The sequence below is a fragment of the Paenibacillus sp. NPDC057886 genome (assembly GCF_042796655.1).
Lineage (GTDB): Bacteria > Bacillota > Bacilli > Paenibacillales > Paenibacillaceae > Paenibacillus.
The window spans coordinates 1,058,543-1,082,691 of sequence record NZ_JBHVMZ010000001.1; the positions used below are offsets into that span (position 1 = coordinate 1,058,543).

The 24,149-nt window shown below is 46.4% G+C and carries 14 protein-coding genes and 1 pseudogene; 12 read left to right on the forward strand and 3 right to left on the reverse strand.

Annotated features, from left to right (window positions below; genetic code table 11):
• Position 1: 1 nt before the first annotated feature.
• The gene (locus ACFVQB_RS04750) at positions 2-1,351 is read left to right on the forward strand and encodes a glycoside hydrolase family 30 protein (protein ID WP_379435236.1); all 1,350 of its coding nucleotides are present in this window, start codon (positions 2-4) and stop codon (positions 1,349-1,351) included.
• 161 nt (positions 1,352-1,512) lie between these two features.
• Here ACFVQB_RS04750 and ACFVQB_RS04755 read toward each other — a convergent pair whose 3' ends face one another.
• Positions 1,513-2,337, reverse strand: a complete 825-nt coding sequence (locus tag ACFVQB_RS04755; RefSeq protein WP_379435237.1) for an AraC family transcriptional regulator — start codon at positions 2,335-2,337, stop codon at positions 1,513-1,515.
• Positions 2,338-2,459: 122 nt separating this feature from the next.
• Here ACFVQB_RS04755 and ACFVQB_RS04760 point away from each other — a divergent pair, with 122 nt between their 5' ends.
• Positions 2,460-3,917: an alpha-L-fucosidase gene (locus ACFVQB_RS04760; RefSeq protein ID WP_379435238.1), complete on the forward strand. Its 1,458-nt coding sequence runs from the start codon at positions 2,460-2,462 to the stop codon at positions 3,915-3,917.
• A gap of 74 nt (positions 3,918-3,991) precedes the next feature.
• Here the strand turns inward: ACFVQB_RS04760 and ACFVQB_RS04765 are convergent, their stop codons facing one another.
• Positions 3,992-4,927: a carbohydrate deacetylase gene (locus ACFVQB_RS04765; RefSeq protein ID WP_379435239.1), complete on the reverse strand. Its 936-nt coding sequence runs from the start codon at positions 4,925-4,927 to the stop codon at positions 3,992-3,994.
• A gap of 286 nt (positions 4,928-5,213) precedes the next feature.
• Here ACFVQB_RS04765 and ACFVQB_RS04770 point away from each other — a divergent pair, with 286 nt between their 5' ends.
• Complete coding sequence (locus ACFVQB_RS04770; RefSeq protein WP_379436323.1) at positions 5,214-6,425, forward strand: RICIN domain-containing protein; 1,212 nt, start codon at positions 5,214-5,216, stop codon at positions 6,423-6,425.
• Between the two features lie 141 nt (positions 6,426-6,566).
• Here the strand turns inward: ACFVQB_RS04770 and ytaF are convergent.
• Positions 6,567-7,176, reverse strand: a pseudogene (ytaF, locus tag ACFVQB_RS04775) (sporulation membrane protein YtaF).
• Positions 7,177-7,346: 170 nt separating this feature from the next.
• On the opposite strand from ytaF, the gene ACFVQB_RS04780 reads away from it, so the two are divergent.
• From ACFVQB_RS04780 to ACFVQB_RS04820, 9 genes are all read left to right on the forward strand, one after another.
• Positions 7,347-8,000: a DUF1232 domain-containing protein gene (locus tag ACFVQB_RS04780; protein WP_379435240.1), complete on the forward strand. Its 654-nt coding sequence runs from the start codon at positions 7,347-7,349 to the stop codon at positions 7,998-8,000.
• Positions 8,001-8,694: 694 nt separating this feature from the next.
• A complete protein-coding gene (locus ACFVQB_RS04785; RefSeq protein WP_379435241.1) occupies positions 8,695-13,893 on the forward strand; it encodes a S8 family serine peptidase in 5,199 nt (1,732 codons plus the stop codon).
• 250 nt (positions 13,894-14,143) lie between these two features.
• Positions 14,144-15,310 carry a GntR family transcriptional regulator gene (locus tag ACFVQB_RS04790; RefSeq protein WP_379436325.1) on the forward strand — a complete coding sequence of 389 codons (1,167 nt, stop codon included), beginning with the start codon at positions 14,144-14,146 and terminating at the stop codon, positions 15,308-15,310.
• A gap of 214 nt (positions 15,311-15,524) precedes the next feature.
• Positions 15,525-16,826 (forward strand): glycoside hydrolase family 125 protein, encoded by a 1,302-nt coding sequence (locus ACFVQB_RS04795; RefSeq protein WP_379435242.1) that lies wholly within the window; start codon positions 15,525-15,527, stop codon positions 16,824-16,826.
• 79 nt (positions 16,827-16,905) lie between these two features.
• Positions 16,906-18,285 (forward strand): extracellular solute-binding protein, encoded by a 1,380-nt coding sequence (locus ACFVQB_RS04800; RefSeq protein WP_379435243.1) that lies wholly within the window; start codon positions 16,906-16,908, stop codon positions 18,283-18,285.
• Positions 18,286-18,352: 67 nt separating this feature from the next.
• Positions 18,353-19,219: a carbohydrate ABC transporter permease gene (locus ACFVQB_RS04805; RefSeq protein WP_379435244.1), complete on the forward strand. Its 867-nt coding sequence runs from the start codon at positions 18,353-18,355 to the stop codon at positions 19,217-19,219.
• Positions 19,220-19,241: 22 nt separating this feature from the next.
• Positions 19,242-20,066, forward strand: coding sequence for a carbohydrate ABC transporter permease (locus ACFVQB_RS04810; protein ID WP_076211825.1), 825 nt, complete (start codon positions 19,242-19,244; stop codon positions 20,064-20,066).
• 18 nt (positions 20,067-20,084) lie between these two features.
• Positions 20,085-22,877, forward strand: coding sequence for an alpha-mannosidase (locus tag ACFVQB_RS04815; RefSeq protein WP_379435245.1), 2,793 nt, complete (start codon positions 20,085-20,087; stop codon positions 22,875-22,877).
• A gap of 265 nt (positions 22,878-23,142) precedes the next feature.
• Positions 23,143-24,147 carry a Gfo/Idh/MocA family protein gene (locus tag ACFVQB_RS04820; RefSeq protein WP_379435246.1) on the forward strand — a complete coding sequence of 335 codons (1,005 nt, stop codon included), beginning with the start codon at positions 23,143-23,145 and terminating at the stop codon, positions 24,145-24,147.
• Positions 24,148-24,149: the final 2 nt, after the last annotated feature.

Sequence of the window (24,149 nt, forward strand, 5' to 3'; positions counted from 1 at the left end):
TATGACGAAATTCAAAATGTACAAATCTACGGGAGAAGATGCATTGTTTGTATCCGTATCCCAGGATCAATTAAAACCGCAGGACTCCGGTACGGAGACAACAACAATCCTTCTGGATGATCAGCAAACGTATCAGGAGATGGACGGTTTTGGGGCTTCTTTTACCGATTCATCTGCCTATCTGATCAACCAGATATTAAACGAAGAGCAGAGAGCTGAAGTCATGACCCGGTTGTTCCATCCCGAAGAAGGTATCGGATTGTCGGTCATTCGTAATCCGATGGGAGCTTCAGATTACGCGAGAACGGTATATAGCTACAATGATCTTCCAGAAAATCAAACGGACCCGGAATGTTCCGGGTTCAGCATCGCACATGATGAAGCGGATGTTATTCCTTTGACTCAGAAGGCTCTGGAGCTGAATCCTGAACTGAAGCTGTTCGCTTCACCTTGGAGCGCCCCGGGCTGGATGAAAACAAGCGGCTCCATGATTACAGGTCAGTTAAAGAATGAGTGGTATCCGGCATATGCGAACTACTTTGTGAAGTATATCCAAGCCTACGCATCCCATGGATTGCCTATCCATGCAGTAACACCACAGAATGAGGCACTTTATGAACCAGGTCATTATCCCGGCATGTTGATGCCAGCCGAAGCACAAGCCGACTTTATCAAAAATCATCTCAAACCGGCTTTGGTCAGAAATGACATTCAATCCAAAATCCTCTGTTATGATCACAACTGGGATCGTCCGGATTATCCCCTGACCGTGCTTGAAGAGGCGGCAGAAGAGGTGGATGGAGTCGCTTGGCACTGGTATGGAGGCGAAGCCTCAGCACAAACCAAGGTGTATGAAGCCTTTGCCGGGAAAGAGGTACATTTCACCGAAGGATCAGGAGGAGAATGGATTCCACCATTCGAACAGGCCTTCTCCAATGTGATCAGAACAGGGATTGAGATTCTTCGCAATTACAGCAAATCTTTTGTGCTCTGGAATATGGCACTGGATGAGAACAACGGCCCTACTGTTCCTGGCTTCGGGAAAAGTACGTGTCGCGGCATTGTGAAGGTCAACCAGCAAACGAAAGAGCTTACTTACACACTGGACTATTATGCTCTGGCTCATTTCAGTGCATTGATTCGTCCCCAAGCGGTACGCATTGACTCTTCCTCCAATGAGGCATCCATTCGATCCGTAGCCTTCAAAAATACGGACGGTTCGATTGCTGTCGTGCTTTTCAATGACGGAGAAGAGACAGGAAATGTACAGGTTCAGCTAAGAGAAGAAGAACTGTTAAGTTTCCAACTCGAATCCAAAAGTGCCTTGTCCATTTTGATTAACCAAGAGTAATGCAGTGTTCTCCCATGCTCGGGGGAAGTAGACCTAACAGGCTGTTTAGATAGTGAATTGTATTGAAAGAAGAGGCGATACTGAGAGATTTATCTCTGAGTATCGCCTTTTTATATTGCGTCCAGAGGCCTATACCCCTTGATCGCTAGATTTGGTGTTCCTCATACGGTGATTTGTTTGCGGTACTCCGTTGGATTCAGACCTGTATGCTTTTTAAATTGCCTTGAGAAATAATATAAGTCACTATACCCGAGGTGCTCGGCAATTGCAGTAACTGTTTTTGGCGTACAGGTCAGAAGTTCTTTCGCCTTATCCATTTTTTTGCTTGTAATATAGTGGATGGGTGGAACGCCGATTTGCTGTTTGAAGAAACGAATAAAATAATTGGGATGCATGTAGGCAATCTGAGCCAGATCCCGGACAGAAATATTTTCTTCAATGTTGGAATCGATATAGGCTAGTATTGCAGATATTTTCTCCATAACAGGCACATTTATATAACTAATCTGTTCCTGATCCAGATGCATAATATAGTGGGACAACAGTTCAATTAATTTGCTTTTTGCCATCATATGCGCATAGACTTCACCGGATCGGGCGTAGTCAAGGATGCTGTTGAATATTTCCTGTATCAGCTCGGGCCGATCCGATGAACAGAAGTGGGGAAAATTCAGAATTTGAAATAGGTTGATGCCTCCGACCTTCGCACTGAAATGACACCAGTATTTGAGAAAAGGACGATCACTGATGGCCGAGTAAGACTGCGTGACCCCCTCAGGCATTAAAAAAAGCTGTCCCGGTGCAGGATAATACTCCTGATCGCCGATCTTGAGCCAGCCCTCTCCTTCGCAGATCAAATAAAATTTGCTGTAATCGGGCGTGTAATCGAGGTCCCGCCAATCCGTATCGCAGCGATTGTAGTTGACCATGAACAAATCAACCTGCAGATTGGATAAGTGGTTCGTGAGAAGCGTCTTATGATTCATTATCCTCAACTCCTTACAAAGGTTATTATTGTCCATCCCAAAGTTAACGTTCTGCATGTCTATCCGCGGATCATGCCACTACAATACAAGTGGATATGATAACGGAAGGAATGAGAATGATCATGGATAAAAATGAATATTTGCAACAGATCGAAAAGACCGTTGCCGAAGGAAAGTATAAGGACAACTGGAATTCACTTAGCGCATTCGAGGTTCCCAAGTGGTACCAGAACGCCAAGTTCGGTATTTTCATTCATTGGGGCCTTTACTCGATCCCTGCTTATGATAGTGAGTGGTATTCACGAAATATGTATATTGAGGGCTCCAAAGCTTATGAACATCACCTTAGCGTTTATGGTCATCCGAAGGATTTTGGCTATAAAGATTTTATTCCGATGTTCCTTGCAGAGAAGTTCGACGCAGATGAGTGGGCCGTGCTTTTTAAAAAGGCAGGAGCCCGTTATGTGATGCCTGTAGCCGAACACCATGATGGTTTTCAAATGTACAAAAGCTCCATCTCTCACTATAACACAGTTGAAATGGGACCCAAACGGGATCTGCTGGGTGAGATGAAGGTCGCGTATGAGAAGCAGGGACTTACCTTGTGTGTCTCGTCACATCGAGCTGAACATTGGTTTTTCATGTCTCATGGAAAAAGCTTCGATTCAGATGTCAAGGAGCCGCTCAGACGCGGTGATTTCTACTGGCCTGCCATGCCGGAACCGGATCATCAGGACTTATACGGCTCCCCTCCAACGGATGAATATTTGGAAGATTGGCTGATTCGTTGCTGTGAACTGGTGGATCAATACCAGCCGAGCGTTTTTTATTTTGACTGGTGGATCCAGACGGCAGCGTTCAAACCTTACTTGAAAAAGTTCGGCGCCTACTACTATAACAAAGGTGAAGAGTGGGGCATTCCGGTAGCGATCAACTATAAACATGATGCTTTTATACTCGGTTGTGCCGTCCCCGATGTGGAGCGCGGACAATTCGCCGATCTGAAACCGTATTTCTGGCAAACCGATACGGCTGTCGCCAAAAATTCCTGGTGTTATACAGAAAACAACAACTATAAAACAGCGGATGAGATCATCAGGGACCTCGTTGACATTGTGAGCAAAAATGGCAGCCTGCTGCTGAATGTTGGACCAAAAGCAGATGGCAGCATCCCGGATGAAGACAGGGATATTTTGCTTGCCATAGGTCAATGGCTGGAAGTGAATGGCGAGGCGATCTATGACACAACGTTCTGGCGGACGTATGGAGAAGGGCCGACCAAGGTGAAGGAAGGACAGTTTACAGATGGCGAAACCAAGATCTTTACAAGTGAGGACATCCGTTTCACCGTAAAAGAAAGCTGCCTCTATGCCACGGTTTTGGCCTACCCGGAGAACGGAGTCGTTCATATCCGATCACTGAAGGAGAATTCTCATCATTTTCATGGACTGATCAGGGACATTCAGGTATTGGGCTTCGAAGAAGAACCGGAATGGAGCAGAACGGAAGAGTCCTTGACGATAACGACAAGGAACGTGCATAGCGGCTCACCCGTCGTATTTAAATTAGAACTGGATTAAGAGATCAAAGGGCTATAACCAACAGTTACATTTACTGGTTATAGTCCTGTTTTTTTGTGCTATTCTGCAATGGATTATACTCGTTTTCTGGTTGAAGAAGGGCGACGGAGCGTTCTTCGTTTTTTGGACAAACGATGTACCTTAGCCATACGCTGCCGCTTCGATAAGCGCTGCCGCAAATGACGAGGCCGTCTTTTTTCTACAGGTTTGAGTGGTGATGTCATTTGTACTGGTGGCAGTTCGCAGTATTCATTGGGTATGTCCTTCAGTGCTTTATAGTTTATTGGTACAATGCCCAGCACCTGTATTGTTCGGGGAACTTCCTGATCAACAAACACTGCAAGCTCATGCTCCCGGATATCCAGCCAGTTGGAAATTTCACGCAGAGGTTCATCGACATATCCCGGATGACATACAATCTCGGTAATGCCATCTGGGAGCTTGGTTAAATGTTGAAGCAGCCGCTGCAAGCCCTTATGATCTCCGTAAGTATCCAGCAGGATCATATCCGTCATCCAGGGGACTGGTATATCAAGGCTTGAATGCTGGACCTGTGATTTCCGAAGTGGGGTGTTTTCCCGGACGGCTTTCTCCGCCATGATTTGAAATATTATGGGATCGTTTTGATGCAGCAACTGATGGGAATCGAGATGTGTAGGAGAAAGTGACGCTTGAACCAAAACGTTCCATTGAGCATCGAGTTCTTTTGCAATATCAGCGATGTCTCGCATCAATCCAATCTGGCCTTGATGAAAAGAACCGTCAGGCTTCACCAAAGAAGGCACGATGGCCGGATCGGTCACGGGTCTCCCGTAAGTCAGGTTGAAATGCAAACCGATTCCGAGGTCTGGCAATGACTGGGCTAAGCTCAATGCATGATCAAAGCCCGGCATATTCACCATCATCGAAGTACTGGTAATTCCACCAGCCTGATATGCTTGAATAATTCCCAGATTAACGCCGGGCGAAAGCCCAAAATCGTCCGCATTAATAATCACTTGCTTGCTCATGCCGCAGATCTCCTTCCTTACGTTGAGAACGAATCTTTTGCCATGTCCCCAATATATTAAAGTCCACAAGGTATGGACCGTTCATTCGCACAGGCCTGTTAAAATACTTCAAATGCTGTCTTGTCCATTGTATATCCTGTTCGTTGGTAGAAATAATCGACTTGCAGGCAGAATACATTTAATGTAAACGTTGTTACGGATTGAGAAAAAATAGGGTATCTCCGTTCAGATCAGTCCGTTAATATGGGGAGGGAAAAGATTGTTAAAAAAAAGAAAAATCGTAAGTATGCTGGTGCTGTTCAGTTTCCTAATCGCTTTACTGCCAGGCACGACGACAAACGCAGCGACCAATTGGAATCTGGTGTGGAGTGATGAATTCAATGGAAGTTCTCTGAATACGTCGAATTGGTCTGCAGAGATTGGTACCGGCAGCAGCGGATGGGGAAATAATGAATTGCAGTATTATACGAATCGCACCGAGAACCTGCAAGTTACAGGTGGCAATCTGGTCATCACTGCACGCAAAGAAAATTACAATGGCAGCAATTATACCTCGGCGCGAATCAAAACCCAAGGCTTGAAAGATTTTACTTATGGAAAAGTTGAAGCACGTATCAAGCTGCCGTCCGGTCAAGGGCTTTGGCCTGCTTTTTGGATGCTGGGAAGCAACATTAATTCCGTCGGTTGGCCCAAAAGCGGAGAGATCGACATTATGGAGCGGGTCAACAACAATGCTTATGTAAACGGTACCGTACACTGGGATGCTAACGGGCATGCCGATTATGGAAAGATATCGGAAAATCTTGATTTTTCCCAATTTCATGTATACAGCATCGAATGGGATTCCAAATATATAAGATGGTTTGTGGATGGTAAACAATTCAATGAGTTTTACATCGAAAATGGAACAGGGAATACCGAGGAGTTTCAGCGTCCATTTTTCCTCCTGTTAAATATGGCTGTAGGTGGGAATTGGCCTGGTAGCCCTAATAATGCGACCCCTTTCCCGTCACAAATGCTTGTGGATTATGTGCGGGTATATCAAGCAGCGAGTACACCGAATATTGTCAGCGGTGGCCTCTATACAATCGGTTCCAAAGCAAGTGGTAAAGTGTTGGATATTGTGGATGTATCTACGGCAAGCGGAGCCAAAGTACAACAATGGACCAACTACAGTGCGAGCAACCAAACATTCAGGGTAGACAGCACAGGGGATGGTTTCTATAAACTCACGGCTGTTCACAGCGGAAAAGTTCTGGATGTGCCTAACTCAACCGCATCACCCGGCGTGCAGCTCCAGCAATGGGACGATAACGGCTCTAACGCCCAAAGGTGGAGCATCCAGGATGCGGGCAACGGTTACTATAAAATCATTTCCAAGGTGAATGGATTGGCAGTAGATGTTTCGAGCTCTTCAACGGCGGATGGGGCTGCAATCCAGCAATGGAATGATAACGGTACGGATGCACAAAGATGGTCGTTTAATAAATTGAATTAATTCATTGACGATACTTTGTAGGGGGGGCTATCACGAAATTCCTTCTTGATAATTGGATAAGGATTCATCAACAAAGTTTTAAAATGCTCAAAAAGGAGACATCTGATCAGATGTCTCCTTTTTGGAGTTTGCCATAAATAATCAGAACAGATTATTGGCTGCAATCAACAGTAGGAGAACCCCGCTGACAAGTGTTCCTGAACGAACCAATACGAACGTTAGCCGCTTTGGAGCCCATCCACACGCCAAACCATACAGTAACAAAACTGCCAATTGCTGCTGTAAGGGAAATATACAAGGGGGATAAGCCCATCAGCCCTGCGCTTAAGCCGTTCGTCAGTGCGTTTGTCGAAAGGGCAACGCCCAGAATCAATGCTTCCAGAACGCCAATATGGTTTGATTTGTCCAAATCTACCCGTTCAGGATTTTGCAAAATAGAACCGATCCCTAGGGTTTGGGAGTCGGTCTCTTCCTGATCTTTCTTCTTGCGGGGAACAGATAACAAGATGATACGAAAACCGATAACAAGTAAGATAAATGTCCCCAGTAGTATAGGGAAAACGCCAGGAAGCACGATTGAAATCCATTTCCCAAACAAAATGCCTGAATAGCTGAACAATAAACAAACAACTGCGATCAAAAAATTCGAAAATAGGCTGATTCTGATTTTTCTGATCCCGTACGATAGTCCGACACCCAGATTGTCAAGACTCGAAGAGACGGCCAAAGCAAGAATAAGCATCCACGCCATAAAATCACCTCATGATCTGTATTCTGCTCTTAATGTATGTCGTGTTGAGATTTGTGTGCCCGTCCTTGAGAAAAATGCAACAAAACGCTGCTGATGAAGAAAGAATAAGGTAAACTTTCACCACATTGTCCCATATACTAGACTATCGATATATCTCTGGAGGGATGCTGATGAGAGCAAATGATCAAACAAAGGATTGCCATGTCGGAGATTTGATCAAGCCTCTGCTTGCCAGACGCTCTCTCTCGATGCGCAAATTCAGTACGCTGTGCGGAATGGACACGGCCACCATTTCTCGGATCCTGAACGGGAAGCAGCAACCGAAGCTTACGCATTTGCAGATCTTTTCCGAACAGTTGGACGTTTCCCTGGATCATCTCATTGAGGCTGCAGGCTACAAAATCAATCACGCAAAAAGAGGGACCGAGCAGGGTATTCTGGATTCGCTTGAATCGATCAAGACAGTCCTGCAACATACGAAATTATTTGACCTCGATGTGACAACAGAGCGGATTGAACAGGAAATGGTTAAGTACGAACAATATGCACGTACGGATGAAGGGCATCGAATAATCTGTAAGGAGTTTGATGTGAAAATCAATCAGATAAACGGTGCAGGACCGTTCATAGATCATTTGAAGGAAATGCATATTCGATACTGTGATGAGATTACACCTGAGAATGATCGTTCTCTGATCGGCAGTGCATTGTTGTACTTTATTTCTTCTGCTGATCTGATTCCGGATTATCTCTTTCCAATTGGTTATCTGGATGATGCCATCGTTGTGTATCTGGTGTTGGATCGTCTGAAGCAGCGCACATGAAACGATTTATTTCGGAGTACAATGCAACGCTTAACCGAAAAATCAGAACCTAAAAAGAACGGCGGAAGTTTCTCACGTCGTACTTTTTGATGTCCAAATGAATCAGACATAGTTATAAAGAACCGTTTGAATCTATCAAAAAGCCAGGAGATTCGCATTTGCGAAAAGCGGATGAATAACGGAGAGTCATTAGACTTACGAAAGCATTAAAAAGGCTTATTTTCTATTATTTTCTATAAAAGTGCTTGTATATCTCTTTTTGTGACTCTATAATATACCATAAATATACAATTAGATTCTGAATTTTATATTATATGTAATTTTAAGAGTGTTTGTACATATCTCAAGAAATCTCCTGATCTATGCAGATCCATAATACTCCCATGTAAAGTATGCGTTCTTGCTAACGCCGGTGATTACTCTCCTTAATGAATGCGAATAAAATTCCGCCCACAAAATGAATTGATCTGAAATCCACCTCTTCCATATACGCTGAAAATTGGCTATCTACTATTTTTCACATACGTTCTTTCACATACGATGTAATATAATAACCTGTCCTGTAAAGGAGGTGAGGCTTGATGTAAATAAACGCAATAAGTCTGTCCAGTTGAGGCTGTTCATCGTTTCGTTTAAAGAAATGGATACAGTGAATCGCTGTATTACAAAAACCGGGTAAAAGGAGTGGAAAAGTTTGATAAAGATGAATCGTTTACGCAAGCCGCTTTCCATGGGCCTGTCGCTTCTCCTTGCATTATCTATCATTCATCCGGTTTCAGCTGAAAACGCCGCATCGCAGAAGATCGACATGAAATCCAGTTCGGACAAAATCACCACCTCCAAAGTCAACGCCAAGCTGAGCAAGGAATTTGAGAGCAATGATTATGTTACTTATCTGGTGAAAATGAAAGAACAGGTAGATACAGCCTCTGTCTCCAAACAAGCCTTGCAAAAGGCAACAATCGAAAAGCAAACGGCTTCTGCAACGAAACTGTCCGTGCGAAGTACCGTTGTCAGCTCTCTGCGGGAAACGGCCTCACGATCCCAGTACACCCTGGAAAGTTTTCTTGAACAGGAACTTGACCTTGGCAAAGTCAAAGATTATAAAAGTTATTTCATCGTTAACGCACTCGCAGTAACAAGCACGAAGGAAGTCATGGAACAGATTGCACTTCTTCCCGAGGTGGATAAAATACTGCCTAACGAGCAGCGTTATATGCAGAAAACCGAGATTAGCAGCGAAAATGCAACAGCTGCTCCAGCAACGGAGTCTGCCAAGGCACCAGCCAAAGAGGCAGAGTCGAAGGAAAGTGCAGCTGCTAACGATAAGAGCCTGCAGACAGAGAACGTTGAATGGAACATCGATTCTATCAATGCGCCAGCAGTCTGGGATCGAGGAATCGACGGTACAGGAATCGTTGTTGCCAACCTGGACAGCGGGGTTGATTATACCCATCCGGCCCTCCGCAGCAAATGGAGAGGACTTGATGCTTCGGGAAATGTCGTTGATCCCGAGCTAAGCTGGTATGATCCCCATAGCCATGCCTCCCTTCCAGCGGACGGAGACGGTCATGGTACACATACAATGGGTACAATGGTAGGCTCCGAAGCGAACGGCACCAACAAGATCGGGGTTGCTCCCGGAGCTAAATGGATTGCCGTTCGGATTTTCAATCCGAGTACAACCGATGCCATTATATTGGATGGCGGGCAATGGCTGATTGCTCCAGTGGATGCCGAAGGAAACTTGCACCCTGAGCTTGCCCCGGATGTGGTTAACAATTCCTGGGGTGGTGGTGCAGGATTGGACGAGTGGTTCCGTCCAATGGTTCAGGCCTGGCGTGATGCACAGATCTTTCCGGAATTCTCAGCCGGGAATGTGACACTGACGAATCCGGGAGGTCCGGGTTCGGTTGCGAACCCTGCCAACTATCCAGAGAGCTTCGCTACGGGAGCAACGGATATCAACGGGAATCTGGCTTCTTTTTCCCTTCTTGGTCCTTCCCCTTATGAGGAGATTAAACCGGAAGTTTCGGCTCCAGGCGTTAATATCCGTTCCTCTGTTCCGGGCGGAGTATATGAGGGTGGCTGGAACGGCACGTCCATGGCAGGCCCGCATACAACTGCGCTGGCCGCACTCCTGCTTCAAGCCAATCATTCCCTTACGGTTGATCAGTTGGAGCAAATTATTATGGATACAGCGACACCGAGAACAGACAGCCGGTATCCAACCTCGCCAAATAATGGCTACGGTCACGGCATTATCAATGCACTGGATGCTGTAGGCTCCGTACTTGAAGGTATAGGCACGGTATCCGGCAGGGTTGTCACAGCAGGTGACGATCTGGAAGCGCCGGTCCTGGAACATACGCCTGTAAATTCTGCTTTTACTGGGCTTGATATTCCACTGACTGCGCGTGTTACCGATAATGTCGGTGTAACCACGGTGGAGGTTTTTGCCAAAACAACGGGGACGAGCCAGTACGTATATCTGCCAATGAATCGAATAGCTGGAGATGCCAAAGATGGAACCTACACAGCGACAATTCCGGCATTCCTGATCGAGTCACAAGGATTGGAATACTATATCCGGGTCAATGATTATGGCAATAACGGATTCGAGAGTAAAGTCTACAAGGTTGCTGTATCCAATGGAGTCCAGCCTGGGTATCTGCAGGATTTTGAGGAAGACAATCTGGGCTTTACCTCGGGTGGAGTTGGCAACACCTGGGCATGGGGAGCACCAACAAGTGGACCGGGAAGTGCCTTCTCCGGTGACAAGCTGATTGCAACCAATCTGACGGGTACTTATGCAGCCAACAGCAATGCCTATTTGCTCGCGCCACCAATTGATCTTACCCAGAGCCCCGAGGGAGCATTGTTATCCTTCAAGCACTGGTATGATTTGGAGAGCAACATCGATTTTGGCAATGTGTACATTGCAACAGAGGATAATGATTTCGTATTTCAGGAGGCATTGAGCTTTACAGGTGCTGGTGGAGGCTGGAAAACGCAATATATTGACTTGCGTGACTACGCCGGCCAACAGGTATTTATCAAATTTAATCTGACCAGTGACAATTCCGTTCAAAAGGCTGGTTGGTATATCGATGACTTTTTAGTACAAGCTCCAGATGATATTGCTCCGGGAGCACCAAGCGGATTGTCCGCTTCTGCCGACATACTGGGGAACGTAAACTTGTCCTGGACGGGATCGGACGATGAGGATCTGAAATCCTACAACGTGTATCGTTCAACGAATTCCGGCTCAGGTTATGAATTGCTCGGAAATACATCTGCAAAGACATTTACGGATACGGCTACAGTAACAGATTCGACTTATTTTTATACGGTAGCCGCTCTTGATTATAGTGGCAATGAGAGTGACAAGTCGAATGAGGTATCCGTGACCGTGGAAGTCCCTCAAGATATCTTCATCGATCACTTTGATGGTAGCAGTGACAATGGGTGGACTCATTCGGGCACCAAAGACGAGTGGGAACGCGGAGTACCCGTCGTTGGACCTGCCAGTGCGGTTTCTCCGCCGAATGTTTGGGCAACCGATCTGGACAGCACCTATGAGAACGGTTCTAACTATTCTCTGGTATCGCCAGTCGTGGACTTAACCCAAGTGGATCAAGCCACACTGACGTTCAATCATTGGTATGAAATCGAAAGTGGATATGATTACGGTTATGTTGAAGCCACGAAAGACGGTGGCAACACATGGTCTGAGCTTGGCAAGTTCTCTCATTCTTCAAATGGAAAACAATGGACTCCGGTATTCTACGATCTGGCTGCATTGAAGGGAAATGAAGTTCAATTCCGGTTCAGATTGACTTCGGACAGCAGTGTCGTCAAGCAAGGCTGGTACATCGATGACTTCCGCATTCTGGGTATCGCCGCTGAGACGGTTACGAAAGATACCGCGGTTGTTCTGAACAGTGATAAGCCTAAGCCGGAATATGATAATCCTTGGTACAAAATTTCAAACACGGACAAGGCTGAGTTCAATAAAACCAAGCAGGAACAGCCTGAAGTGCAGAAACCTGGCACTGGCTCTGTAACACCGCAAAGCCTGCCTGCAAGTGCAACGGTCACTGTTCTGGAAACAGGACGTTCAGTGAAGACGGACCCGACAACAGGCAAATACAGTTTCACACACGTGGCGGGTGATTACACGTTGAAGGCCGAGGCCTATGGATATTATCCTCAAACGAAGACGGTAACCATCACAGATGGTAGTGGAGCAACAGCCAACTTCAATCTGGAAACCATTCCCCAAGGAAAGATTGAAGGTATTGTGAGCGATGAGCGGACAGGGAAACCTATAGCTGGAGCATCCGTCCTCGTGTTGGAAGATGCTCAAGTGGGCGCTGTTCGCACAGGGGCAGACGGCAAATTCGTTCTGGATGTTCTGGAAGGAAGCTATACGCTCTCGATCATCGCGACGGACTACTATAGCAAAACTGTAAATGTAACGGTACCTGGAAACGGTACAGTCGAAGCGAAAGTTGCCTTAAAACCATTTATCGGATTTCCTGGTGAAATCGCTTATGACGATGGAACTGCTGAAAATGCAAGAGCCTTTGTGGCCGCAGATAACGCATGGGCTGTACGTATGACGCCGGAATTGGAGACAGCACAGCTTACAGGTGCTTCACTTCGATTCTGGAACACACAATGGCCTGTACCAGGTGGAACAGCATTCAAATATGCCGTCTATGATGCCTCTGGATCGGGTGGAGCGCCAGGCCGATTGCTGGCAGGACCATTCGATGGTACCGCATTGCGCAATGATCAGTGGACAACCGTTGAATTTCCTGAGCCAGTAGTGGTACAAGGCGATTTCTACATCGTGTATGTACAGACTGCTGTCGGAACGAGCGCACCTGGACTCGCAACCGATGAAAATGGTGTAAATGCGGGGCGGAGCTGGCAGCGTGTAGGCGGTGTATGGAGTACTTCACCAGCAGAAGAGGGTAACTATATGATTCGTGCAGTGGTGAAATATCCGGTGAATGCACCAGTACTCACGCAACCGACGAGCACCTATACCAATCAGTCGACATTTGCTGTATCGGGGACTTCCCCAGCTTCTGGAGCCCAAATTAAGGTATATAACGGGAAAGAAGTGACGGGAACTACAACAGTGGAGAATGGAAAATTCAAGCTGAATGTTAAACTTCGTGCAGGTGTTAATGCGATTACTGCAGAGGCGGTAGTTAACGGAAAAACGACGGATCGTTCCCTTCCAGTTGTGATTATCTTGGATCAGACAGCACCTGTGTTAACGGTTGTTACACCTGAGGAAGGAAGCCGAACCAACACAGAAGTGGTTCATGTAACCGGCGATGTACAGGACCAATTCCTCGACAAAGTGACCATTAACGGACAGAAGGTGAAATTGGAGCAAGATAGAAGCTTTAATCACCACGTACTTGTGAATGAGGGCAAGAACACGATCACAATCATTGCGACAGATATTGCAGGCAATAAAACAACCGTGACACGGACTGTTTATGTGGAAACGTCTTTGCCTGAACTGACCAATATCTCTCCGGCTGAGGATGTACGGATTGTGGCAGGAGAAACCGTAACGGTTTCGTTCGACAGTATCCCCAAATTGCAGGCTTCTTTCCGGATTGAACTGCCATCCAATTTGAGCACACAGGCTGGGGCAGAGATTCCATTGGTGGAAACGGAACCAGGTCATTATACAGGCACCTATACCACTGCTTCTTCGCTGGTGCTTGAGGGTGGAGTAATCGTGATCCGTGCTCAGGATGCAGCAGGGAACAAAGTCGAAGTGGAAGCGCCAGGACGGTTGTTCGTATCTGCAGCAGAAGCTCCCGACACGAATGTGCCAGCTGACGAAAATCTGTTGCCTTAATTGAAGCATCCGCCCGTTTGTAACAGAAGTGGTGGCTACTACAGTAAAGAACATCACTGAGTATTGGCTACCTTTAAATGAATACAGAATTAAGCAGATGTCAGGAAACTTATGACATCTGCTTTTTTAAACCGTTTTTTTTACGGGACAAAACTGATTTGAAAGAGTACAAATTCCTGTTCCTTCACAATAATAATATATCATGATATATTATTATGTGGTACGGAAAAAGTACCGGGTATTTATGGAGGTGCTGACATTGGGGAAAGACTCGGCATCGAAGCCGATGTATGAACGAATTTTTGAAGCCTTGCGAGAACGTATAGAAGGACAGCAATATAAGGTTGGGGAACGTGTCCCGTCCGAAAAGGAATTATGCGATGAGTTTGGAGTTAGCAGAATTACAACCAAGAAAGCGCTGGAGATGCTGGCCAATGAACAATTCATTGTTCGTCAACCAGGGCGAGGTTCATTTGTAACAGGTATGGTTCAAGAGGAACCAAACAAATTGGCTCACTTAGTTTCAACAAGAGATCAGGACAGAAAGTTGCTCATTGGCCTGGTTATTACTAATTTTAGCGATATGTATGGTACTGAACTTTTATACGGAATGGAGGAAGCTTCACGCGAGCATGATTGCTTTCTCGTTTTAAGGAGATCTTTCGGAATTCCCGAGCAAGAGGAACAGTGCATTCGGGAACTGCTTGAACTGGGTGTGGACGGATTGATTATTTTTCCTGCACAGGGCGAGTATTTTAGCGAAGAGATTCTGAAGCTGGTGATTCACAAAGTTCCATTTGTAATGATTGATCGTTATCTCAAAGGAATTCCAGCATCATCAATTAGCACGGATAATGTTGCTGCAGCCCGTGAGGGGACTAACTTTCTGTTTAGTCTGGGCCATCAGAATATTGCATTTCTGACACAGCCTCCGGCGAACACAACACCGATTGAAGAGCGAATTGAGGGCATACTGGAAGCGCATCAGGATCAAGGCGTTCTGGTTAACAGGGACTTGTGGGTGGAATCTTTGCTCTCAACACTGCCCAATGTGTTTGATGCTGAAGCTAAACTTCATGATGTTGAGACGCTCGTAAATCATTTGCAAAAGTATCCGCAGATTACAGCCCTGTTTGCAGCAGAATTCCCCATTGCCTTGCTTGCTGAGCAAGCAGCAGAACGCTTGGGTTTGCGCATACCGGAAGACCTGTCCATCCTATGCTTTGATAATCCGCAAACGATGGAGAATTGCAGGATCACTCATTTGAAACAAAGTCAGTTTGAGATGGGGAAAACAGCGTTTGAAATGGTTTTGCAGAACATGCAGAATGCTGAATCTGCAGCGGTAAAACGAATAATATTGCCTGCTCTGCTGGTGAAAGGGAAATCCACAAGTACAGCTAAAGGTAAAACATAATCATCGAGAGCCATGTTTTTCTCGGATTAGGGACTTCAATTCACGAAGTCTCTTTTTTGTTGTTTGAAATGAGGATATCCTATAAATGGTATATTATTTGTTGTTTTTATTTAAATAACATACTGATATGCAAAATAAATATATTGACATAACATTATATTCGTTTTAGGATGATGAAAGCGGTTAATCATTTGCATTACATAAGGAGGACATCATGTCAACAATTGAAAATAATCGCGAAGTTCCTTTCTCGATCACACGCATGATTAATGAGGTTAACGAACGTATGCCGGATTATCCGGAACTCGTAAACATGTTCAAAAACTGTTTTACCAATACGATGCTGACAACGATTCAGCGCAAAGAAGACGGGACTACTTTTGTGATAACGGGAGACATTCCGGCCATGTGGTTGCGCGATTCTGCCGCTCAGGTCAGGCCTTATCTGGTTCTTGCTTCAAAGGATGATGATATTGCGGACATGATCGCCGGACTGGTTGAACGTCAACTGAATTATATTCTCTTTGATCCCTATGCAAACGCTTTTAATGAGACGGAGAGTGGAAAAGGACATCAGGAAGACCTGACACAGATGAATGATTGGATCTGGGAACGGAAGTATGAGATCGACTCTCTGGCTTATCCGATTCAGCTCAGTTATCTCTTGTGGAAGAACACGGGAAGAACAACTCAATTCAACGATACGTTCCGCAAAGCAGCCAAGGTCATCATGCAATTATGGCAAGTGGAGCAGCATCATGAGACGAAATCACCCTACACGTTCCAACGTCTGGATGCTCCCGAAACCGATACGCTCAGCCGAGAGGGGCGAGGTACTGAAACAGCCTATACAGGCATGACCTGGTCGGGATTCCGTCCCAGCGACGATCGCTGTGAATATGGTTATCTGATCCCATCCAATATGTTCGCTGTTGTGGCGCTTCGTTATTTACAGGAAATTGCTGAAGCTGTGTACGAGGATGAAACGCTGGCAGCGACTGCTAAGCAGTTGGCCGAACAGATCAACAAAGGTATTCAGGATTATGGCACCGTTGAACATCCGGAATATGGAACCATATATGCGTACGAAACCGATGGTATGGGCAATCATAATCTGATGGATGATGCGAATGTGCCGAGCCTGCTCTCTTTACCTTATCTCGGATATGTGGATGAGAACGACGAGGTGTATCATAATACACGCCGTTTCATTCTATCCTCACACAACCCGTATTTTTATGAGGGAACAGCGGCAGCAGGAATTGGAAGTCCGCATACACCTGAAGGTTATATCTGGCATATCGCTTTGTCCATGCAGGGTCTTACTACGGAGGATCGCAACGAAAAATTAAGAATGCTCCAGCTCATCCATAAAACAGATGCCGATACCGGATTGACCCATGAAGGTTTTTCGGCCAACAATCCACATGAATATACACGTCCCTGGTTTTCATGGTCCAACATGCTTTTTAGTGAACTGATTATGGATTATTGCGGATTCCGCGTACAGAAATAGGATAGGAAAGCAAGAGATAGCCTGCGAGTACATCATAACGTTCGGAGTTCGGTGAATTCCGACAAGAGGAGAGCGAACCATGAGAAAAATATCATTGAAAATGCCGGTAGCAGCAGTTATGACATCCTTGCTCATTCTAACTACAGCCTGTTCGGGCGGAAGTTCAAGTACAGGCACAACTAGTGATGGCAAGAAGGAAGTAACCGTATCGTTCCGTTCTTCAGGATCTGAAGATACACTTACGAAATTTTTCCAATCAGGCTTGGTCGATCAATTCGAAAAGGAAAACCCGGATATCAAAATCAACATTGCGCCTGTACTGGCGAGTGAGGGCGATTATACGTCCAAAATGGTCTTGCAGATGAAATCGCCGGATACGGCGCCTGATGTCATTGCAGAAGATACATCCATCATCAAATCCGATGCTGCTGCCGGTTATCTGGAGTCGCTGGATACTCAGGTCAAGGGATGGTCCGATTGGGAAGAACACATCATTGACAACCTGAAGGCAGGGGTTACCGGAGAAGACGGCAAGGTGTATGGCGTTCCGGCTACCTCGGATACACGCGGGATCTGGTACAACAAGGAACTGTTTCAACAGGCAGGTCTAGAAGTTCCATTCAAACCTGCAAGCTGGGCAGAAGTACTCGAAGCAGCACGTACCATCAAGCAAAAGCTGCCGGATGTGACGCCGCTTAATATGATCGTGGGCAAAGCGAACGGTGAAGGTGTCACCATGCAAACGCTGGAAATGCTGCTCTATGGTACGGCGGATACGCTGTATAACGACACCAGCAAGAAATGGGTGGTTAACAGCCCGGGGCTGCTGGATTCCTTCAAATTCATAGATCAAGTGTTTAACACGGATAAGACAGGTCCTACCATGCAGGTTGCCCTGAATGGACAAGCTGGCAGTATTGCATTCCAGCAACAGTTTCCACAAGACAAACTGGCGATGGCCGTAGATGGTAGCTGGGCAGGTTCGACATGGGCCGAGAACGGAGCTGCTCCAATCGCCAACGTAGAAGAGAAAATAGGCTTTGCGCCATTCCCGACACAAAATGGGGAAGAACCTGGAGCAACTACGATGTCTGGAGGATGGGCCTGGTCTGTTCCTGCACAAGCCAAAAACAAGGAAGCAGCTTGGAAATTTATCGAGTTTCTGATGAATAAGGAAAATGCGACTGCACGCGTAGTAGCGGAAGGCAGCCTCAGTCCACGTAATGATTCCACAGAAGTTGAAGGTTATACGGATCGTCCATATACAAAAGAAGCACAGGAACTATTGAATGTGGCCCACTTCCGTCCGGCGAACGATCAATACGCAACGGTATCTGCACAATTGCAAAGTATCGTTGAAAGTATTGCCTCTGGAAAGCTGACGCCGGAAGAGGGAGTTACGCAATTGAAGGACAACGTATCCCGTTCCCTTGGAGCGGACAGCATCGAAGAGAAATAAGGATATCGATATATTCGGAGGGGGAGGCACGATCTCCCCTTTTTCCGGTTCGAATGGAGAGTGACTTATGAAAAGGAAAGCACCAGGCGCATTTCTGTTTCTAATGCCTTCCGTACTGTTATTACTTGTGTTTTTCATTGTTCCCATCATTCTGACGATCTGCTTTGCCTTTACGAATATGGCTCTGACCGGTGCGGCAGCCAAGAGTTTGGAGTTTGTCGGATTCCAGAATTTCATTAATATGTTCCATGACCCGGACTTCCGGATTAGTGTCTGGCGCACGCTTGTCTTTCTCATCTTCTCCGCAGTGATTGGTCAGGTATTGCTTGGGTTCATTCTGGCGCTTCTAATGAAGGAGAAAAATGTGACGTTCCGCCGGGTCATTGGGATCATCGTCATTGCCGGTTGGGTGACACCCGAGATTGTCGTGGCGTTCTGTATGGTGGCCTTTTTCAGTGACAATGGTTCATTGAATCAGATTCTCGGCTGGTTTGGGGCAAATCCGATCTCATGGTTGTTCAGTTTCCCTATGGTGAGTGTCATTATCGCGAATATCTGGCACGGAACGGCCTTTTCAATGATGGTCTATCAGTCGGCACTGGATGATATCCCGAAGGAAGTCGAAGAAGCTGCCATTATTGACAGTGCTACCGGGTTCCAGATTGTCAGACACATTACGATTCCAATGGTAAAAGGGTCCATCGTCACCAACATGATGTTGGTCACCCTACAGACACTGGGTGTGTTCACGCTGATCTATACGATGACAGGTGGGGGCCCGGGTACTTCGACACAAACCTTGCCGATCTTCATGTACAACCAGGCCTTTGTGAACTATCAGTTTGGATACGGCACAGCCATATCTCTGGTCCTGCTGTTCATCGGTATTATCGCCAGCCTGTTCTACATGCGATCCATGAAAGTGAAAGTGTAACCATGAAGGAGGTTCGATCCCTATGGTCAAACATGGGCTTCAACGCAAAATCCAGTACGGGATTCTAGTCTTTCTAGGGCTCTGTTTTTTATTGCCGCTGTTATGGATCATTCTGGCTTCATTTGATCCGAACGCGCAACAGGGCATCAAAATGCCCAGTACCTGGACCATTCAAAATTTCAAGGATGTGCTCGGGGATTCGAGCAATCTTCGTTCATTCGGTGTAGGCCTGATTCTGTCGGGAGGGCAAGCGATATTGGTTGTTCTGGTATCTGTTCTTGCTGCTTATCCTTTATCCCGTTACGAAATGAGATTCAAAAAAAGCTTCCTGTTATCCATTCTGTTCATGACAGCTCTTCCGATTACTGCCGTGATGGTTCCGGTATTTCAAATGTTTCTGTTCTTCAAAATGCAAAATAGCATCATCGCCACGATGCTGTTCCTGACCGCATCTTCACTTCCTTACGGCATCTGGATGATGAAAAATTTCATGGATTCGGTGCCAATTGATCTGGAAGAATCGGCATGGATCGACGGAGCGTCCGTGTGGAATGGTTTGAGACGAATCGTAGCGCCATTGATGTTGCCTGGTATTGCAACGATAGCGATATTTACCTTTTCGGGAAGTTGGGGCAACTTCTTTGTGCCATATATCCTGCTCCAGACACCGGAGAAACTTCCGGCATCCGTCACGATTTATCAATTCTTCGGCAGCCACGGTATGGTTGAATACGGCAGATTGGCTGCATTTTCACTACTTTATACGATGCCTTCGGTTGTGCTCTATATCTTCTCCCAGCGTTACATGTCCAAGGGCTTCAGCATGGGTGGGGCAACCAAAGGTTAATGACAGGAGGTACGCAACATGACAACCAAAAAGACGGCACATCTCATCTCGCATACCCATTGGGACCGCGAATGGTATATGCCGTATGAACACCATCATGTATTGCTCATTGAGCTGATGGATAAACTGCTGGACACGCTTGATCAGGACCCGGAATATCGCTATTTCCATCTGGATGGGCAGACGATTATTCGTGAAGATTATTTGCAGGTTCGACCAGAACAGCAGGAGAGGCTCGACCGATATATTCGCGAAGGACGCATTCATTTTGGTCCATGGTATGTGTTACAGGATGAGTTTCTGACCAGCAGCGAGGCCAACTTGCGTAATCTGCTTATCGGTCATCGTGATGCTCGACCTTTGGGTGTGATATCCAAGACCGGATACTTCCCAGACTCATTCGGAAATATGGGACAAGCACCGCAGATCCTGCAACAGGCGGATATTCATAACGCGATCTTTGGTCGCGGGGTGAAGCCTACCGGATTCAATAATGCCGTGGTTGATGCGGACAGTTACGAATCTCCCTATTCCGAGATGATCTGGCGTTCGCCGGATGGTTCGGAAGTACTCGGCATTTTGTTCGCGAATTGGTACTGCAATGGGATGGAAGTTCCGGTTGATCCGGAGAAAGCCCAAGTATACTGGGATAAAAATCTGGAGGATGCCGAGAAATTCGCCTCGACACCACATCTGTTGTTCATGAATGGTTGTGATCACCAGCCGATCCAGACGGATCTGCCTGAGGCTATACGCACGGCAGCTGCCTTGTATCCTGATGTGGAATTTATCCACTCCAATTTTGACGATTACATTGAGGCGGTTACGAAGGATGTCCCTGAGCATCTGGCGACCATTGAGGGCGAGCTTCGCAGTCAGCACACGGATGGTTGGGGAACACTGGTGAATACGGCATCCGCACGGGTTTATCTGAAACAGTTGAATCAGCAGGGTCAGACACTGCTTGAAAAAGTAGCCGAACCACTGGCCGCCATGGCCCATATAGCCGGGGTAAAAGATTATCCGCACCATCTGTTGACGCATGCATGGAAGATGCTGATGCAGAACCACCCACATGATAGCATCTGCGGATGCAGTGTCGATGAAGTTCACCGTGAGATGGTGACCCGCTTTGCCAAGAGCAGACAGCTTGCAGAGAAATTGGTTTCCCAGAGCGCGCAGGCGATTGCTGAGTCCATTCGTGTGCAACCTGCTGAGGCTTGGGGAGAGGAAGCGGTGCTGTTCACTGTGTTCAACACGAGTGGATGGAATCGAAATGGAATCATTGAGATGGACCTGATTGTGGACAAGGCATTTTTCCCGGAAGGTCCTCATCCTCAAGCGCTTGCCCAGAAGGTGGAAAAAGATGCACTGCCAGCGTATCAGCTAGTCGATTCGGATGGGCGCGCGTATTCGGTGGAAATCAAGGATCTGGGTGCGCATTTCGGCTATGAACTTCCGAAGGACCGCTTCCGGCAACCTTATATGGCTCGTAAAGTAAGAGTTACTTTCCAGGCGGTGGATGTACCTTCTCTGGGTTATAAGACGTATGCTCTCATTCCAGTCCAAAAGAAAGCAGAGATTGCTGAATTCCCCGATTCGGGAGAACTCATCCGGGTTCAGGGAATGATGATGGAGAATGGTCAATTGCGGGTGACGATTGAAGAGAATGGGACGGCAACGATCGAAGATAAGGTCTCCGGTGCTGTATATAGCGGGTTGAATTCATATGAGAATACTGGTGATATCGGCAATGAATACGTTTATCGTCAGCCTGAGGGAGAAACGACGCTGACCACAGAGCATCTGAAGGCCGACCTGCGGATCGTGGAGCAGTCTCCTTATCGGGCAGTCATGGAAAGTGTACTACGCTGGGATATTCCTGCTGGAGCAGACGAACTGTTCGAGCTGGAGAAGCGACAAATGGTTCCTTTTACAGAACGGAAGGCGCAGCGAGTCGAGAACACCGTTCCGTTGATGATTACGACAACGTATACGTTGGAAGCGGACAGCAGTATGGTTAAGGTAAAGACCACCTTTAACAATCAGGCCAAGGATCATCGACTGCGGGCTCTGTTTTCTTCTGGACTGGTAACAGAGGATCATTATGCGGATTCCATCTTTGAAGTTGCCAAACGTTCCAACACACCGGCAAAAGAATGGGTCAATCCGAGCAATGCGCAGCACCAGCAAGCGTTTGTACATGTGACAGATGGTGAACACGGCTTGATGATTGCGAACAAAGGCCTGAATGAATACGAAATTCTGCAGAGTGAAAAGGGCAGTACGATTGCGGTTACGCTACTTCGTGCTTCTTCGGAGCTGGGCGACTGGGGTGTATTTGAAACACCAGAAGCCCAGTGTCAGGGTAGCCACACGGTTGAATATGCAATTATTCCGTATGCAGGAGATGCCGCACAATCGGGAGCTTATGCTGCTGCATACCATTTCCCCATCCCGTGGACAACGGTACAATTAGGTTTACTTGCCCATACGTATGAAAAAGAACATTCGAATCCGGACAGAAACATGGCGGAGCTGTTACCCGTCTCCAAGCAATGGCTCCACTGGAATTCACAAGGATCGTCTCTTGTCTTTTCGACGTTGAAAATGGCGGAGGAAACCGGGGATTTGATTGCACGTTGGTATAACACCGGTTCTAATTCAGCTGAACTATATGTATCTCCAGGGTTCGAGTGTGTCTCTGCATATGAAAGTGATGTTTTGGAACGAAATAAAGGGATACTCAAGAATCAGAAACAAGAGATTTCTGGATACAAAATTGTTACACAAGGGTATACATTGCGTTAATCTGTTTATAATCGTTTGCAGTGCGCAAAGAAGCCTCCTACTCCACGTTGGTGTGAGTTGGAGGTTTCTTTCGTATATGCCCAGCTACTCCGTTCATGGAGAGACTCGTGATTTCGTTTCCAACTCGCGATTCATTAGGCGTTCAATCCATTTCGTGTCGTAATTTTATATAGTTATTGTCGTAAGTTCCTATTAAAATTAGATCAGGTCTGTGTTAATTTATAGTTAGATGTCAGAATATCATATAGTATGGAGGTTAATCATAGTGACCATTCGAATAGGTAAAATAAGCTTATGGCACGTACATGCCTGGGATTATATTAAACAGGCTCAGGAGCATGAAGATACGGTGATGGCTGCTGTATGGGATGAAGATGCCAAGCGCGGACAGGAAGCAGCTGAACGTCTGAACGTGCCATTCTATGCTTCGCTTGAAGATATGCTGGCACAGGACAACATCGATGCCGTCATTGTGGATGCACCGACACGTCTTCACGAAGATGTGATTACTGCTGCTGCGAAAGCGGGCAAACACATTTTTACAGAGAAAGTTATCGCTTCAACCTTGAAAGAAGTAAATACGATCATTTCTGATGTACAGGATAATGGAGTGAAAATGACGGTTTCTTTACCGCGTTTGAACGATGGATATACATTAACGATTCAAGATATTCTGAACCAGGGGCTACTTGGCAAAGTGACTTATGTTCGTGTACGCTTGTCTCATAACGGGGCTATCGCCAACTGGCTGCCTGAGCATTTCTATAATCTGCAAGATTGCCAAGGCGGGGCTTTAATTGACCTCGGTTGTCATCCGATGTACCTGACGAATCTGTTTCTGGGTCAAGAAGTGACAGGGGTTAATGCTAATTTCGGATATGTTACTGGAAAAGAAGTGGAAGATAACGCGGTTGCTACCTTATTTACGGATTCCGGAGCGATCGGTGTGGTCGAGGCTGGATTTGTGAACAGTCATTCGCCGTTCGCGATTGAGGTTCATGGTACGGAGGGCACACTGTTATACGGAACACCAGAGGATAAGCTGCTAATTCGCACGAATATTGGTTCAGATCAACAGAAAGAATGGACGGAGATTCCTTTGCTGGACAGAAGAGAAAGCGCATTCAGCCAATGGGTATCCCATATTCAAAATGATACGATCGCTACAGAGAATTTGCAGACGGCTGCTCAGTTAACTCGCCTGATGGAGGCGGCCAACCTTTCTGCGAAGGAAGGGCGCAAAATCTCCTTGAAGGAGTTACAGGGATAGGG